The organism is Methylocaldum sp. GT1BB (genome assembly GCF_051027545.1).
GTDB lineage: Bacteria > Pseudomonadota > Gammaproteobacteria > Methylococcales > Methylococcaceae > Methylocaldum.
On sequence record NZ_CP194902.1, the window covers coordinates 3,972,578 to 3,987,885 of the forward strand.

The following is a 15,308-nucleotide window of genomic DNA, read 5'->3' on the forward strand; positions in this document are numbered from 1 at the left end:
CTGACGGCTTATCGTTCAATTTATCGGAGGTAAAAATACATACAGCGATTGCGCGCAGCACAAGGACTTGATGCAGCGCCCTCTCACTATTCGGAGAATCTTAACGGACAGATAGAGAGAATAAAGTTTGCAGAAAAGGAGTGTTTGCAAATGAAATCTATTTCAAAGGACTTGCTTGGTCTGCTTACGACTGTCTTTATACTTTTCGGCCTAAATACCTTAGATCTGGGAACGGGTTCGATCGCCAGCATCTCCACTCCCACAAAAATTTTAGCCGCCTTGTCGGTGCTCACTATCGTGGCGGGCTGGAAATTCTGGACCAAACATTCCATATACCTGCCTCTCCTATTAGTTATAAGTACAAACCTCGCTTTATCGGCACGCCATAATACCCAATACAATAATTACATCTTCGGTTTTTTAGAAACCATTCTTCTGAGTATATCGGTGTATTTCTCCCATGCCGTCGCCAGGTGGATGGCTTACGTTTCAGAGGAACTGGAAAGCATGCTCTTGAAAGATCTGCATAAACCGATCGCCAAGCTCCCGGACTCCATGAATGAAATCAATACATATCTTTATCAAAGCAGGCGATCCGGAAATCCGCTTAGCGTTATCGTATTAGACGTGAAGGAAAACCTTAACAAATACTCGCTATCCCACTATCGAAAAATGATATTTCATGAGCTTGCCGAACGCTACTTGAAGCGCTATCTGACGGTAAAGTTGATAAACCGGATCGTCGCCGGGTTTCGACGCAGCGACATGATCGTAATGTGTACCGAGCATGACTCCCGGTTGTTAATCATGTGTCCGTCAACAAGTCTCGAAGCATGCAATACCGTGGCTCAACGGATACAAACGAGCGCCAAGAAGGATCTGGACCTTCCCGTATCGGTTGGTGCAGCGTCTTTTCCAAGCGATGGGTTCACACTTGAAGCCTTAATCAAAACCGCCGAGTCAAATATCGTGGATGGCAAGCAGCCCCTGCCTGTCGAAGAAACCGAGGAGCAAGCTGCATGATTACCCCAACGCTAAGAGAGCGATATGGAAATGATCTCGACTGGTTAGGTCGATTCAAGCCAAGACTAAGAATCTCAAATAACCAGGGTTACTTGATAGCCAAGCGGCTATTCGACATGCTATTTGTAATACTTACGAGTCCATTATGGATACCGCTAATATTAATTATTTCATTGTTCATTAAACTGGAATCTCCACGAGATCCCATTTTCTTCTTACAAGAAAGGACCGGTAAGAACGGCTATCGGTTTTGTATCTTTAAATTCAGAACCATGGTTCCAAATGCTGAAGCGCTCAAATGTGAACTCATGCACTTGAACGAACTACAGTGGCCGGACTTCAAAATCCAGAATGACCCGCGGATAACCCGCGTAGGAAAGATATTGCGGAAAACGAGCCTGGATGAACTCCCGCAAATTTTTAATCTCTTGTTCGGCCAAATGACGTTAGTCGGACCACGGCCGACATCTTTCCGCCCCGAAACCTACCGGCTCTGGCAAACCGAACGCCTGGATGCAATACCGGGAATCACGGGCTTGTGGCAGATTCTGGGTAGAAATAAGACTGAGTTCGACGAACGCTCACAACTCGATATCGCTTACATTCAGCGAGCCTGTCTCCGACTCGACCTGGAAATCCTTCTGCGAACTTTCCAGGTAATACTGACCCGGCGCTCACTCGGTTGTTAGCAAACTGAGCCGGACGGGCTCGCAATGCAAATTGTTCCCTTAAGGGAGAACAGTGCAATTTTCGATCGAACATAAGGAGAAAAGAGTGTCTGCAAAACCATGGACTTGGCTATCCCAACCTGAAGGGATCGGGCGGCGGATCGCCGCACAAAAATGGGATCTTTTGGCCCTAGGCACGAGTGCGCTGGTGCCGGTTGTATTGATTTCCCAACTGGAAGCTCTTCAATTGGCACTGATGTTCATTGTCGTGTTTGTCGGAATTCCAGCCGCCGTTCTCACTTTTGCACGTACCGACTGGGGTTTGGCGGCATTGACATTCATCATTTATACGAATGCCTCGGATGTCGCCATCGAGCACGGTGCACCATCGCCGACTAAGTTGTACGGCGCCGCGCTGCTCACCGCATTCACGCTTCGCTTCATCGGTGGCGATAGACCCGTTGGAGCCGCCAAACCGGCCCTGCTCGTCCTGATATACATGCTGCTCGTCTTGGCGTCGTTATCCTATTCGGACTACTTTCGGGACGCACAGGAATTCGTCTTCAATAACATCAGGGAAGGAATGATTTGTATTCTCATAATACTAATATCACGAACTGCCGCCTCGTTTAGGCTCTTGATTTGGGCACTAGGATTCGGTGCACTATTCTTAGTATCCATGAATTTTGCCCAATTTGTTACTGGTGCTTATTGGTTCAAGTTCGCTGGATTTGCAAATGCCGAATATGATGAGCTCGCAAAGGAATTGGGCGATTATCGGATATCGGGCCCTTTGACCGACCCCAATTTCTATGCCCTCATCCTTCTACCCATAGTGCCATTATGTATCGAGCGGCTGTTAAACGAACCCATTCGGTTGCTTCGCCCGCTAGCGGCAATTACGCTCGCTTTGGTACTCCTGGCCATCAGTCTCACCTACTCTCGCGGCGCACTTGTGGGCATATTCGGAATGCTGTGCCTTGCACTTATGCACATTCGCGTTTCTCCCAAGGTGTTAACATCAGGCCTCGCCGTACTAATCTGCCTGCTCGCCCTTGCTCCGAGTGCTTATGTCACTCGTATAAACGATATGGTCGCCACGTTTTCCGGAGAGAAAGATCCATCCGAAACCAGCGCCGCAGACATTTCGGTCGACGGACGCAAGGCGGAGATGCAAATCGCGTTGCGTATGTTCGCGGATAACCCGTTGTTCGGAGTTGGAGCCGGTAATTATGTTTTCAATTTCCAGCGCTATAGCCAGGACTTACACCTTATGAATCGCGGCGAAAATCGAAACGCACATAGTCTTTATCTTCAGATAGCCGCTGAACGAGGACTTATCGGTTTGGTGAGTTTCGGAGCTCTGCTATGGTTTATGGTCAAGAGCCTGAAGCAGGCAAGATACACGTTCGAACAAGCAGGACGCCACGACTATGCAACTTTGGTAACTGCCTTTAGCATAGGAGTTTTCGGTTTTCTTGTGAGCAGCTTGTTTCTGCACGACTCTTATCCAAAATATTTTTGGATTCTGATGGGAATTGCCCTTTCTTTACCGCAAGCAGCCGAGTGGGAAATGGCTCACTCTGGTAAGCGTTCGCTCTCTACTTAACTTTTTCAATAACTCACTATAGGGATATAACAGTGATGCTCTCTAATCGTCAAATACGAGATTCTAATTTGGTCGCCATGGTGATCAGGCATAAACGCAAGGCTTTGGTGGCTTTCTTAGTAGCCTTATCGGCTGGAGCAATTACCGCAATTCTTGAAAAACCGGTTTATGAGGCACATGCCGCGTTGTTGTTCAACCTGGGTCGTGAGTACAAATACATACCTGAATTCAGCGGCCCCTATAGTAGCTCTAGGCGTGAATTCAAAATGGAGGAATTGCTCAACACGGAGTCGGAGCTTCTGAATAGCACAGACTTACGGCAAAAAGTAATCACTTCGATAGGCATCAAAACGCTATACCCTGAACTTAAAGACGCAAATCCTCAGGATCAATCCGTAATGGATGCGGCGCTATTGAATTTCGACAAAGCTCTCGCCGTCAAAAGCGTGAAAAATTCGGGCGTCATCCACGTCTATTTTGCCCATCCGGATTCGGTTGTCGCGAAGCGGGTCGTCGACTTGCTCGTTAACAGTTTTATCGATAAGCACGTCCGAATTTACGGAGAGTCCCGCGCTCCGTTTTTCGAGCAAAAACTCGCCGAGTACACCGTAGGCCTGCAAGAAGCCACGCAGAGTCTACGCGACTTCAAGCAACAGTACGGGATAATTAACGTCGACGAACAGATACGGTTACTGTTGCAAAGACAGTCAGCCGTAGAGGAAACGCTCCGGCTTTCCAAATCGAGGGCTAATGAACTGTCTCATAAATTGGCCGCTCTGCAAAAGTTGAAAAACAGGGTTCCGCGGAATGATCCGTTGTCCACGGGGGTGGACTTTGCGCAGCAAAGGCTCCTCGAGCTTCAGCTGAAGGAGCAGGAGCTTTTGCGGAGATACAATGAAAACAGCAGGACCGTGAGTGAAGTTCGACAAGACATCGATAACGTGAAGGCATTCATGCGCCAGAACGAAGAGGAAAAAGCGGCGCAGATTCGGCGTCAGCCGAACCAGGCTTACTGGGCGCTGGAACTGGAAACGACCCACCTCGAGCCCGAATTGCTGAGCGTCCAGACAACCATTAAGGATGCCGAGCAGACCCTGAGGCAGGTCAACGATCAACTATCGGTCATCAATATGCATAAGGGAGAATTGCTTAATCTTGAAACGCGGCTAGCGGTAAAGGAAGGCCTCTATCGTGATTATCTGAGCAAACTCGAGGAAACCAAGATTTCCGAAGAACTGGACCTCAAGAAAGTTACCAATGTCCGCGTCTTCCAGGAGCCCACGATATCTCCGAAGCCATTAAACGCGGCAAGACTCTTAAAGGTAATGGTTGGTGCGCTTTTTGGGCTTTTGGCTGCCTTCATCGTGGCCTACTTTGCTGAGTTGAAGCGACGCGGGCTTTACACACCGGAAGGTGTCGAAGAAAAGCTCGGCGTGCCGGTCCTGGCTCGAATCCCGTCCCCATAAAGACCTTCGAACGGAGTGGCCGGCATTTGGGAACAGTGGACACACTCGGCTGGGTAAACCCGCTGTCGTCAGCGGATGGGCGGTCTCGAGGCCGCCCTACCCCGCTCGACGGCTGTGCACCTCCTTTCGATGGACGATCCGTCGGCGCCTGACTTCCTGCGGACTATCGTCGTGCCGTCTCGATGGGCCTCAGGGCATCCGTGCGCCCCACGCCCCACAGCCACAACACTGATCGAACGTCCTTGGAAGCTGCGATCCGCTTGCCGGAGTCGTAACCGCTTCATCAGCAGACCGAACTCACCATCGAAAAGGAAAGCGCTCGCAGAACGAATCTGCCCTCACTCCGTACGGCGCGCTTTCTCCCAAAGAACGGTCTGCCTACCTTTCGAATACCTCACCAGACCGCGGAAGGACGCAAAATTTCCGCTCGCGATGTAATACCAAATCCCCAACAGCCCTACCTTCCAACCGAACTTTTCCGAGATCCATCCAATAACGGCCAGGAAACCAAATGCGATTTGGGCCCAAAATAATGCAATCACTATTTCGGGAGTATCCGGTAAAAACATCAATCCCGCGCTGGAAAGAAAGACACCGGCACTGAAGAACGGCAGGAAGAGACGCATGACCTTATGAGATACCAATTCGAAAATTGCGAGCTTGTCGTTCCATGGCCATAATGCCCGAGCATCCAGGAGCATCTGAAAGCGTCCGGCTGTAATGCGCTGCCTTCGCAAAACCTCGTCGCGCGTGGACATCGCCGAACTTTGGAAACACAGCGCCGCCGGATCGTAGATGACTCGAAATCCTTTCCGCAATGTCTGCATGGCGAGGCAGGCATCATCGAGAATCATATTGGTCGGTATAGGCTCGAATATCGATGCGCGAATGGCGAGCATCGCCCCGCTGACACTGACGGTCGACCCGCATTGAGTTTCCTTCGTTTTAATGTAAGCCTCGTAGCCCCAATACGATTTCTCGGAGCCGAAGATCGGCGATCTGTTTTTGTGCAAACGCCTGTTGCCATTAACGCATCCGACCTCTGGATCATTAAAATTCCGAACCAGAAGCTTTAGACTATCGGCACGATAAATGGCACGTGCGTCCGAAAAAATCAGGATTTCACCCTTGGCTAGAGCGGCGGCCCGATTCATCGCGGCAGCCTTCCCTTCCCGCACAGGGGAGTGAACAATAGTGATATCCGGTTTATCGGTATATTTACTGATTATTGATGACGTTCTATCCGTCGACCCATCATTAACCACTATCACCTCGAGCAGATGCGCCGGGTAATTCAATGACAGACTATTCTCAATTTTCCTGCCTATAATATCCTCTTCATTGTAAGCGCAAACAATCAAGCTGACTGTCGGGTGAATCGGCGCTGCGTCGATTCGACGTTGTCTTACCGAGGCAAGCGCTGTAATTAAGATGGGGTATCCGATATAGACGTAACAAATTAAGCCTAGACATAACCAAAAAATTGATAACATCATAATCCCTTGATGTCTTTGTCTAACGGCATTGATGACAGTGTCGAAAGGTTCATGAATGGCCTAAATCATCGAACTATCGGCCACTCTAAACAACCTTGCTAATACGACACATGAAGTTTCACTTGCTACGTATTTACTCAACGAATTGCGACTCCTTTGCCTATTAGTCAAGCACGAGCGAATCGCCCGGGTATGATATTCAAATTCCTCAACTTCGGCTTCAACACCAACCATACCGGGCGAATCTCAAGAAGTGCTTTTTGATATACGTAAGCAATCCATCCTCGCACGGTCGGCCTACATAGATAGTAGTGAAATACGTTGTAAAATTGGGGCTTCCATCCACTATGCCATGATGCATCCGTAATCAAATTATTAAAACTAATTCCACCCTTGTTCTCATAATAATTCATAAGATATTCGCGAAGCAGATGACCTGGACTACAGAATGAATAGTTTTCATCATAACCGATCTTTACGGTATAAAGGGTACTATCCGTAATGAGACTGAACTCCACAGATATAGGCTTTTTATCATGCCACATAATATGAATTTCGCATCCGCCTGATCGGGAGTAGTGTTCCATTAGCAGCCTATAAAAGGACTCGAGCTTTTTGTCTAGTTTTATGGCTGTACCAGATCCTTTTCTACCTTTCCAACCAGAGGCTTCAACATCTAAAAAAGCCTCGTAAGCCATGCCCAGTTCCGGATGCTTTGATGCAGACGTGTAGGTTATGTTTCCTAAATCTTCGGCACGCTTTTTTGCTCGTCTCATATTATTTCTGAAAGTTTTCGAAAACCCTTGAAACATTAGATTATAAGGACGCATAACTAAATAGTCGCATTGCCCACAGGATCTTCGAACATTCCAGATATTAGACTGTTCAGCTAGTGCAGTGACTGCGGCTGATTCTTCAAGGACACGCGGGAGATAAATATAGTCCCAGGAAAGGCCTGGCACTTCTTTCAGATGTTTTAAAACGAGAGGCACGTAAGTTTTTACGCGTTCAGGTTTAGCAACCACAAAATCATTGAGGCACATGTGCGGATGGCTCGGGAGTTGCAGCACCCTCATCTTCAGCCCGAATATTCGTTGCGATGATATCTTCAGTGGGAAAATGGCTTCCGGATTGTCGCTTACATATACCACCGTGAATAACACCGTATCGGGCTGGTCTTCCAGAGCATTTAGATAACAACGGTACCAGTCCGCGAGGTGAAAAAATCGCTTGCCATCCATAACCTTCGTTATGAACTCCCACTCGGTTGCGATTTCTTCGAGACCGGATATCCCTCGGAACGTTTTGATAGTTACCTTTTCCGAAATACTGCGCATTATGCAATCCCTTGCCCTTGTTCTTACGGTTAGCCGTTCCATTGGTTAATGGTGCAAAACCCGTGATATTTCGATCGTTTCGTAGTCACCGGTTTAACTCGAAATATCTCAGTGCCTATAGAGGTAAACCAGATTGATAAATTTCCAAGGTCTTCCCGTACATCTGCCTAGTACCGGACTTCTGCTTGACAGCGTAAAAAGCGGCTTCGCCTAAACCGTTTGCCTCGACCGGATAATCCATGAGCCAACAAATTCCTCTCGCCAGTGCATCCACATCCGCTGGCGGAACAAGAAACGCGGTTTTTCCGTGGTCGAATAGCTCGGCTAGCCCTCCCACTCCGCTCAAAAGCAAGGGGAGACGATGATTGCATGCCTCCAGGACCGCATACGGCAGACCTTCGGAAAGAGAAGGCAAACAAAACACGTCGCTGCCGCTTAAGAGGACGGAGACATCGTTGCGAAAGCCTGCAAAGTGGACAATCTGTTCGAGATCCGCCTTCCTTACCAGTTCTTCATATTCGCTGCGCAGATAGCCATCTCCCACGACCAGGCACCGTAGCCGAGGCCTGGACTTCGCCAGGCGTGCCAATGCCTCGAACAAGAACCTGTGACCTTTTACGGATTCGAGCCGGCCGACTACCGTGACTACGAACACGTCGGAACTCCATCCTAGCTCCTTGAAGAATGGAGCAGCCCGCCCGGCCGATGTTTCCTCGGTATATTCTATGGCGTTGTGGATTAGCGAAATTCGTGTCGATGGAATGCCTAGTTCGGCGAGATATTGGTGTACCGATTCCGATACGGCGATAAAGTGAAAACCGAGCCGATAGCTCAACTGCAAAACCAGCTCGTATAGCCGCCCTTTCAGAGTGTTGGCGTATTCCAGCCCATACGCACTGTGAACAGTGCAAATACTTCTTGCACCTGCCCATGTTGCGGCCAATCCCCCCCAAAACTGGGATTGCGGATTATGAGTATCCACTACCTTATATCCGCCTTTTCGAATTAGGCGATACAAATAGAGCAATATTCTCGGATCGCCCCGTGCAAACGGCACGGGGAACGAGACTAAATCAGCGGCTTCCAGGCGATGATGCAATGCCGAGCCCTTCAAAGTCGCGACGGCGTAAGGACGTTCGCCGTGAAGCATTCGCGCTAAGGCGGTAACGCGTACATCCACGCCTCCGTAGTATTTCGCTAAATCGACAATCAAAATGGGGTCATTTCGAAGCATGGCCTTCAAAAAGCTGTTGAAGAATTAGCTCTAAAATTCCTTTGACCTAAGATCGGCAAAATATCTTTCTCCGAGCGATGTATATCGAGTTGAGCTCCAATTTCAGTCAGCAGCTTCTTCGAAATTTCTACGATATCCATCGTCACTCCCTCGTTCGGCAAACTCATTCAAGGTATCTTTCCCATGGCGTATTCTTCAACGCCCCCCTAACTTCGTCGAAGTTCGAAATAAGCTGATGAAGCGGCTCCGGATTCTGCTTCCTATACGCGATCCTATTTGAATTCCATTGTTTGGCGCCTACGAAGTTTATTGCCTTCGAGGCTATGTTATCGAAGTCGTCCACCAAATCTTCATAATAAATTTCGAGCATATCGTGGTCTGCGAATCGACCACGTGTTTGGGATTCCCAATTTTGGATCTGCATTATTTGCGCAACTAAATTTCCCGGTTCCAGGTGGACTTTCTTTCGGTCAACCGGAACTTTTTTCCGCAAATTCCTCTGCAGCCAAATATCGGTTTTGAATGCGATGGCCAGGGACACCAGTGTCCTCAAGCGATTACGGCGCATCAAGTGGATGATCTTGAATTCCTTCAATTTCTGGAATTCAGTCCATTCTTGGTTGGTCAAGTGGTTATAAAAAATCTTGCACCCGACCGCGCGGACGCAGCGTGCATATTCGTTATATAGACGAGATATACCTTCATTAAAACCTTGCCCGATAATCCGGTTATCCGAGCTAAATATCTCATGGAACATCTCGACCTCAGAGCTGGACCGGAATACGTCCAACAAAAGGTTTGAACCCGTGCGTGCATGCCCGATAAGCGCAAATCGGGTATATTGCGTGTGCACCCCGGACGCATAACTCATAGCCCACAACGAGGCTGCCTTCAAAGCCGAATGTAGTCGTACCAAATTACTGACTCCCACGGGTGTTTCTTATTGTTTCTGTGTTGGGTGGTTACAGCATCTATCCGACGTTCCTTGCCTTGGGAAAAATCCAAAGCGTCGTTGCCAACAGCAGACTCCGGCATAACCCTACTCGTTGAGTTAACCTATCAAGCTACCTGGCGAGGGTTGCGGCTAAAACAACCTATTTCGAAACTAAGAAGCCCACTAAAGGCTCCTTAAAAACAAAACCAATATGCAAAGCTCAACTTAACGCGTTTGAGCATAAACTGAGATACCGACTGGATGCAGAGTCTAGACCGGTCACTTTTTCGGCCATTTGAAACATCCCTGTGCACCCGAATACGTAGGTGCATTGTGCTGGTTAAACCACTGATATAAAACTCGAACAACTACCTAAGAAAGGCTACTTACACGAGTCAGCGTGTCCTCAGGTGTTACACTCGGCCGTCGCTTCCCCTTCTCTTTCTTTCGTCCGAGCACCAGCCACAACCGAGCCTGCGGTCGGTACATCTTGTATCAGTTACTAGGAGCGATTGCGTAGATACGCTGTTTGGTCAGCAAGCCATCGAGCAGATCGGTAGGGTAGTTTTTCCAGCCAATCGATTTCTCCCCCAAGCCCAGCGCCTCCCATTTGGCTTTGGCGGTGGCGTTGTCCTCGAACTGGAAGTGCGCGCCGCCGGCCGTGTCGGAGATGAACCAGCCGTAATCCCTAAGGGCCACGGCGATGATCCGCGCCGCCCGACGGGTCTGGCCGGTCAATTGGCTCGGTAGGGCGTTCACCCACTCGTCGATCTCGGCATCGGTGATGTTCAGCGCAAACCGGGTGCCCATGGGCAGTCCATTGTCGGTAGCTCGGCCGTCCGACTTGGTGGCCGGCGCCACGAAGGTCTTCGCGGTGTTCCGGCTCGGCATCGACAGCGCGTGCTCGATCTTGCCCTGAGCAATCTCCTCCGGTCTCACCAGCATGGCGAGGTAGGGAATGCCGCAGCCGCGCGAGGGCTTGAAGCCGTCTTCCTTGGTCAAATACGAGCCCGGCACCAGATTGCCGTTCGAAACATGGACGGCGGCCCCATCGAAACTCGCCTGCCACAAATCCCATTCGCGCCCTCTGTCCGGGTCGAGGATGATCACCTGGCTATCGGAGCCGGTCGCGGGCTTCCAATCCGGGCTCCAGGGGATCTTGGTACCGTTGAGTTTGTTCCATGATGGCGCTCGGACTGGGTAAGAGCCTTTCGCGGTGCCGGCCATGTACACCGGATAGGTATAGCCGCTGAAGGACAGATTGAAATTGCCGACCCGCGACGGCGAATATTGCCACAGGCGATTGGTCAAGGCATCGGACTGGGGATGGCGCGGCAGCCCGTCCACCGGTCGGTTCCAGGGCGCATTCGGGCCGAACGGACGAACATAGCGCGTAGTTGCCGGAGATGGATTAGTTGTTTTCGATCCTCTGGCGCGCAGAGCGGTCGGATCATCAACTGCTCGCGGCGTCGCGGCGCCAACCCAAGAGCAACCGCAACATGCTCCCAAAACGATACTGACTAGGCAGTACCTCAAAACATCCTGTTTATTCATGACACTCCTTTTTTGATCGATTCTAAACAAGAGCCGCCCTCTTTAAAACCGTAAGAGACCAACGGAACGTCTTTTTGCAATGTGGAGAGCGACGAGCGAACGCCACATCGAGGCTTCATAACGGGAAAGACCTCGAGCGATCGGGGTAGAGACGGCAAGTCACACTACCGAGCCATGATCTCCCTTCCAGGATAAAAAATCAGGGTAGTGTAAAGATAAGCGATCGCCTCGTCCGTTACGGTTCGAAATCCCTCGCTGGACCGCCACCAGCGCATCGGGTCGTGACTTTCATCCTCGACGGCGATGACACCAACGGGGATAGACCGCCCGATAGCCGTCTGGAACAACAGGCGGCTTCGGCGGGCGTGAACCCCGAGCGACACAACGGTCAGCGAGCGTTCCTCAATCCCGTTCCGAGCAAACCAGTTTCGTAGAGCGATAGCGGATATGTACGTCCGATCCGTCCTGCTCCGCGGCGCCGGAACCGGCTGGACTACATCCGCATCCAGCCCCAGTTCGACCAACATGGCGGCGCCGGCCTCGGCGGACGTTCCGTATTTCTGGAGCAACCGTCCTCTCTCGATAGGGCCGCCGGTGACGTAGAGCCGGGTGTATCGACCGCGTTCGAATTCGGCAATCACTTGCTCCATCGCGTAATCCGGCATCCATCCCTCTGCCACAAGGCCGCCCCCGGAAATCGGGTCGCTGATCGATAAAAAAGGATGGATCCTACCAACGATGAAAGCGGCGGAACTCAAGGAAACGAGAAAAAGAACCATCCAACCGTGAGCGGTAGGCAACCAACATGAACGTCGGTGAATCAGACCAAGACATAGCCTACGCCGCGTAAAATCCGTTTCTTGCATGTCCATTCCTAAAGGCACCCTTGTGCAGGCACAGAGATATCGATCGAGGCCGCCCGCACCGGAGGTGGAGACGGCGCGATTAATACTGCTTTGGTGAATCGTCGCTCAAGCCCGATGCGACATAAGGAGCGCCGCCTCGCAGGCTCGTGCATTTGTACCCAGCAGGGGGTTCGGAAACGCTCGGCTTCCCACCGAACGGTGCCGTTTTACCCACCATGCGCCATATGAGATAGACTTTCGACCATTTAACGCGCCATCGGCTTTAGCGCATCAATGTTTCAAATCCTTTGTCATGCTTTCCCTAAGAATCGTTAGTTCAGCGGTGCTGGCACCTTTGTTGGTCATACTTCTTTGCGCCTCGCTCGCCGCGTTTTTCGCCTACCCGATCTTTTGGATCACGGATGGTGCCATCGGGTTTCATACCCTGGTAAACCGCAGCGGTCATTTGCTTCTCCTTCTCAGCATCATTCCGGCGGCGAAATTCTTCAGCCTGCGCCGTCCGGACATCGGGGTGGGAACCAAGTCCGAGCTGTCTCGCCAGGTCGCGGTCGGTGTTCCGTTGGGAGCCGCCATGCTCGCCCTTCATGCCTTGGCGTTGATCGCCCTGGACGTTCGCGAGATCGATATGGATGCCTGGTCGAATACCCATCGCCTCGGAATGACCGCACTTAAGGCACTCGGCATAGGATTGGTCGTGGCAATCATAGAAGAAACGATTTTCCGCGGCGTTCTGTTCGCCGCACTTCGAAAAGCGGCCGGAACCCTATCGGCCGTCGCCATCAGTTCCTTTTATTTCGCCCTACTCCATTTCTTGCGCAGCGACTTGAAACCCGCAGCGGCCGATGTCGACTGGACTACAGGTTTTCGAATCGTAGGGGATGCCCTGGCCACTCTTCCAACCCTGGATCCCTCCTCTTTTCTCGCGTTATTCCTCGCGGCAGTCTTTCTCGCCTGGATTCGGGTGGCTTTTCCCTTGGGCTTGGGCTACTGCATCGGCATACATGCCGGGTGGGTCTGCGTCATCAAGACCACCAAAGCGGCAACGAACGGCGTTCCGAACGGATACTGGTCGTTTTTGACCGGGTCTTACGACGGGATGATCGGTTATCTCACCGCTGCCTGGATGAGCGCCCTGATCGTGCTGCTCGTGATCCGCATCCGCCGCCGGTCCGGCCCTGAAAAGGATCGGCGGTCGCCGGGCAGATTAGCGAAAGAGCCCATTTGAATACGATGACTAAAGACGATTTATTCAAAGAAAAGCGTCCAATGGTGACGGATTTCGATTTCGGAAAGGATACCGCCGAGGTTTTCGACGACATGCTGGATCGCTCGGTCCCCTTCTATGCGGAAATTCAACGCATGATCGGAGAGATCGCGGGAGATTTTGCCGTCCCCGGAACCAATCTTTACGACCTGGGCTGTTCGACCGGCACGACGTTCATCGGGCTCGATCCGGTCGTTCCGGCAGAAGTTGCCTTTATCGGCGTGGACTCCTCGCCCGATATGTTGAAAAAGGCGCGGAAAAAGCTGCAAGAAAACAGTATTTCACACACTTACGAGCTGATCTGCCTGAGCCTGGACGACGGCGTTCCCATTCTGAACGCCTCTGTGGTCATCCTGAACTTGACGCTGCAATTCGTCCGTCCGCTCAACCGTGACCGCGTTATTTCGAGCATCGCTCACGGATTGAACGACGGCGGCTGCCTCATTCTGGTCGAAAAAGTGCTCAGTCAGGACTCGACCATCAACCGTCTGTTTATCAAGCATTATTACGAGTTCAAGAAGCGCAACGGCTACAGCGAGCTCGAAATTTCCCAAAAGCGGGAAGCATTGGAAAACGTCCTGATTCCCTACCATCTCGAGGAAAATCGCGAGCTATTGCTGCGGAATGGCTTCAAATCGTGCGACGTCTTTTTCCGCTGGTACAACTTCTGCGGGATGCTGGCATTGAAATGATTTCCGATTCGCCGGCGCGACGATCGCCGACGTTCCGAGTACGCAGCGGTCTGCTTTCCAGCCGCAATGCGACTTCCCTCGAGCAGCCGACCGGGACGACTACCCCGGATGCCTCCGGCCCGGAATACGCTCAACGTCTCGGCGACCGTGCCCGGTCGTGCGGCCGGGTTTTGACGAACAGGTCGAACCCCATCCAGAGCAATAGCCAGCCGGGCACCTTTTCGATCATGAGCCCGTTCCGAACAATGGACCAGAGCCCGGCTCCGGCAAGCGCCAGCGGCAACACCGTCCGAAGATCGATCGGAAGCCCTGTCCAGCGGCTCATACGCGTATTCAAATCATCGATCGCTTCAATCACGGTCAAGGGTTCCGCAGTTGCCGGAACTGCGGAACGTGCACGCATCAGGTCTTCCGCGAGGACATCGATATCCTGAAGCCACTTGAGTATCCCGGCTCTATCGCAGCGGCCGGAATCGTAATGGACCGTAACGCTTCCGGTGGTCGGATTGACGTACACTCCGGAAATCTCGCGCTTTGCTTCCAAATCGCCCTTTATTCGATTCAGTAATGCCGGGTTGCGATAGGTACCGCGAGATTTTATTCGCAGCCGGCCCGGCACGGCGCTGACGATCCGGGCTTGATGAGTTGCGGGTGAGTTCATGAGGCCGTTGTCTCCAATCGGATCGTGCCCAATACCATTGAGACAGTGATTCCTAATGGCAATCTCCCGCTCCCCACCTAGTCCTCGATCGACAGAGAGAGGTCCGCCGCAGAGCCTCAAAACGCTCGTTGCCAATCACTTTAGTGCCATGCCGAACCTATTCCGGCAGACCGAAACGCACAGATTCCGAAGTTATCGGCAGGGTCAATTCCATCGTCCGGATCATCGCGGCAACAGCGCCGGGGACCCCGACCCGCATGTGTATCGATTAGAGCGTTTTTCATCCCGGTGTACGGATTCGTGTCGGGCGGGAAGAACGTCGGTCGGCAATCCCTTCCCAATCGCAAACGGTCGCTTTAGCCGCGACCCTTCCAATCGCAAACGGTCGCTTTAGCCGCGACCCTTCCAATCGCAAACGGTCGTCCTGGGAGCGCCAGGACGCCCCTTCCCACAAAGTCCTTTGCCGAGCCGATAAGTCGGCAAGGGATTGCCGACCTACATATT

14 protein-coding genes are annotated in these 15,308 nt (G+C 51.5%); 6 read left to right on the forward strand and 8 right to left on the reverse strand.

Features of this window, described 5'->3' with window-relative positions; all coding sequences use genetic code 11:
- Nucleotides 1-150: 150 nt before the first annotated feature.
- The 4 genes from ACR2TX_RS19020 to ACR2TX_RS19035 all read left to right on the forward strand — a co-directional run bounded on the left by ACR2TX_RS19020 (nucleotide 151) and on the right by ACR2TX_RS19035 (nucleotide 4,766).
- A complete protein-coding gene (locus tag ACR2TX_RS19020) occupies nucleotides 151-1,023 on the forward strand; it encodes a GGDEF domain-containing protein (protein ID WP_434130505.1) in 873 nt (290 codons plus the stop codon).
- Complete coding sequence (locus tag ACR2TX_RS19025; protein WP_133716166.1) at nucleotides 1,020-1,712, forward strand: sugar transferase; 693 nt, start codon at nucleotides 1,020-1,022, stop codon at nucleotides 1,710-1,712. Before ACR2TX_RS19020 ends, ACR2TX_RS19025 begins: the two co-directional genes overlap by 4 nt.
- 85 nt (nucleotides 1,713-1,797) lie before the next feature.
- Nucleotides 1,798-3,300 (forward strand): O-antigen ligase family protein, encoded by a 1,503-nt coding sequence (locus tag ACR2TX_RS19030; RefSeq protein ID WP_139841052.1) that lies wholly within the window; start codon nucleotides 1,798-1,800, stop codon nucleotides 3,298-3,300.
- Between the two features lie 77 nt (nucleotides 3,301-3,377).
- On the forward strand, nucleotides 3,378-4,766 hold the full coding sequence (locus ACR2TX_RS19035) for a GumC family protein (RefSeq protein WP_240502629.1): 1,389 nt from the start codon (nucleotides 3,378-3,380) through the stop codon (nucleotides 4,764-4,766).
- 338 nt (nucleotides 4,767-5,104) lie between these two features.
- Here the strand turns inward: ACR2TX_RS19035 and ACR2TX_RS19040 are convergent, their stop codons facing one another.
- From ACR2TX_RS19040 to ACR2TX_RS19070, 7 genes are all read right to left on the reverse strand, one after another.
- Nucleotides 5,105-6,262: a glycosyltransferase family 2 protein gene (locus tag ACR2TX_RS19040; protein WP_077732099.1), complete on the reverse strand. Its 1,158-nt coding sequence runs from the start codon at nucleotides 6,260-6,262 to the stop codon at nucleotides 5,105-5,107.
- A 167-nt stretch (nucleotides 6,263-6,429) separates the two neighbouring features.
- Nucleotides 6,430-7,599: a GNAT family N-acetyltransferase gene (locus ACR2TX_RS19045; protein ID WP_434130506.1), complete on the reverse strand. Its 1,170-nt coding sequence runs from the start codon at nucleotides 7,597-7,599 to the stop codon at nucleotides 6,430-6,432.
- 115 nt (nucleotides 7,600-7,714) lie between these two features.
- Complete coding sequence (locus ACR2TX_RS19050) at nucleotides 7,715-8,779, reverse strand: glycosyltransferase (protein ID WP_434130508.1); 1,065 nt, start codon at nucleotides 8,777-8,779, stop codon at nucleotides 7,715-7,717.
- 59 nt (nucleotides 8,780-8,838) lie between these two features.
- Nucleotides 8,839-8,973 (reverse strand): hypothetical protein, encoded by a 135-nt coding sequence (locus ACR2TX_RS19055; protein ID WP_434130509.1) that lies wholly within the window; start codon nucleotides 8,971-8,973, stop codon nucleotides 8,839-8,841.
- 23 nt (nucleotides 8,974-8,996) lie between these two features.
- A complete protein-coding gene (locus ACR2TX_RS19060) occupies nucleotides 8,997-9,590 on the reverse strand; it encodes a hypothetical protein (RefSeq protein ID WP_168175510.1) in 594 nt (197 codons plus the stop codon).
- Between the two features lie 672 nt (nucleotides 9,591-10,262).
- Nucleotides 10,263-11,321 carry a hypothetical protein gene (locus ACR2TX_RS19065; RefSeq protein ID WP_434130510.1) on the reverse strand — a complete coding sequence of 353 codons (1,059 nt, stop codon included), beginning with the start codon at nucleotides 11,319-11,321 and terminating at the stop codon, nucleotides 10,263-10,265.
- 164 nt (nucleotides 11,322-11,485) lie between these two features.
- Nucleotides 11,486-11,986 carry an ElyC/SanA/YdcF family protein gene (locus ACR2TX_RS19070; protein ID WP_166642435.1) on the reverse strand — a complete coding sequence of 167 codons (501 nt, stop codon included), beginning with the start codon at nucleotides 11,984-11,986 and terminating at the stop codon, nucleotides 11,486-11,488.
- 535 nt (nucleotides 11,987-12,521) lie between these two features.
- Between ACR2TX_RS19070 and ACR2TX_RS19075 the strand changes: the two genes are divergently transcribed.
- Entirely contained in the window at nucleotides 12,522-13,412 is an 891-nt protein-coding gene (locus ACR2TX_RS19075) for a lysostaphin resistance A-like protein (protein ID WP_434130511.1), read from the forward strand.
- Between the two features lie 41 nt (nucleotides 13,413-13,453).
- Nucleotides 13,454-14,143: a carboxy-S-adenosyl-L-methionine synthase CmoA gene (gene cmoA / locus ACR2TX_RS19080; RefSeq protein WP_434130512.1), complete on the forward strand. Its 690-nt coding sequence runs from the start codon at nucleotides 13,454-13,456 to the stop codon at nucleotides 14,141-14,143.
- A gap of 130 nt (nucleotides 14,144-14,273) precedes the next feature.
- Here cmoA and ACR2TX_RS19085 read toward each other — a convergent pair whose 3' ends face one another.
- Complete coding sequence (locus ACR2TX_RS19085) at nucleotides 14,274-14,804, reverse strand: HMA2 domain-containing protein (protein WP_077732092.1); 531 nt, start codon at nucleotides 14,802-14,804, stop codon at nucleotides 14,274-14,276.
- Nucleotides 14,805-15,308: the final 504 nt, after the last annotated feature.

Coding starts and splice junctions, on each gene's coding strand:
- ACR2TX_RS19020 (WP_434130505.1), top strand. CDS start 151: ATGAAATCTATTTCAAAGGACTTGCTTGGTCTGCTTACGACTGTCTTT.
- ACR2TX_RS19025 (WP_133716166.1), top strand. CDS start 1,020: ATGATTACCCCAACGCTAAGAGAGCGATATGGAAATGATCTCGACTGG.
- ACR2TX_RS19035 (WP_240502629.1), top strand. CDS start 3,378: ATGGTGATCAGGCATAAACGCAAGGCTTTGGTGGCTTTCTTAGTAGCC.
- ACR2TX_RS19040 (WP_077732099.1), bottom strand. CDS start 6,262: ATGATGTTATCAATTTTTTGGTTATGTCTAGGCTTAATTTGTTACGTC.
- ACR2TX_RS19045 (WP_434130506.1), bottom strand. CDS start 7,599: ATGCGCAGTATTTCGGAAAAGGTAACTATCAAAACGTTCCGAGGGATA.
- ACR2TX_RS19055 (WP_434130509.1), bottom strand. CDS start 8,973: ATGGATATCGTAGAAATTTCGAAGAAGCTGCTGACTGAAATTGGAGCT.
- ACR2TX_RS19060 (WP_168175510.1), bottom strand. CDS start 9,590: ATGTTCCATGAGATATTTAGCTCGGATAACCGGATTATCGGGCAAGGT.
- ACR2TX_RS19065 (WP_434130510.1), bottom strand. CDS start 11,321: ATGAATAAACAGGATGTTTTGAGGTACTGCCTAGTCAGTATCGTTTTG.
- ACR2TX_RS19070 (WP_166642435.1), bottom strand. CDS start 11,986: ATGCCGGATTACGCGATGGAGCAAGTGATTGCCGAATTCGAACGCGGT.
- cmoA (WP_434130512.1), top strand. CDS start 13,454: ATGGTGACGGATTTCGATTTCGGAAAGGATACCGCCGAGGTTTTCGAC.
- ACR2TX_RS19085 (WP_077732092.1), bottom strand. CDS start 14,804: ATGAACTCACCCGCAACTCATCAAGCCCGGATCGTCAGCGCCGTGCCG.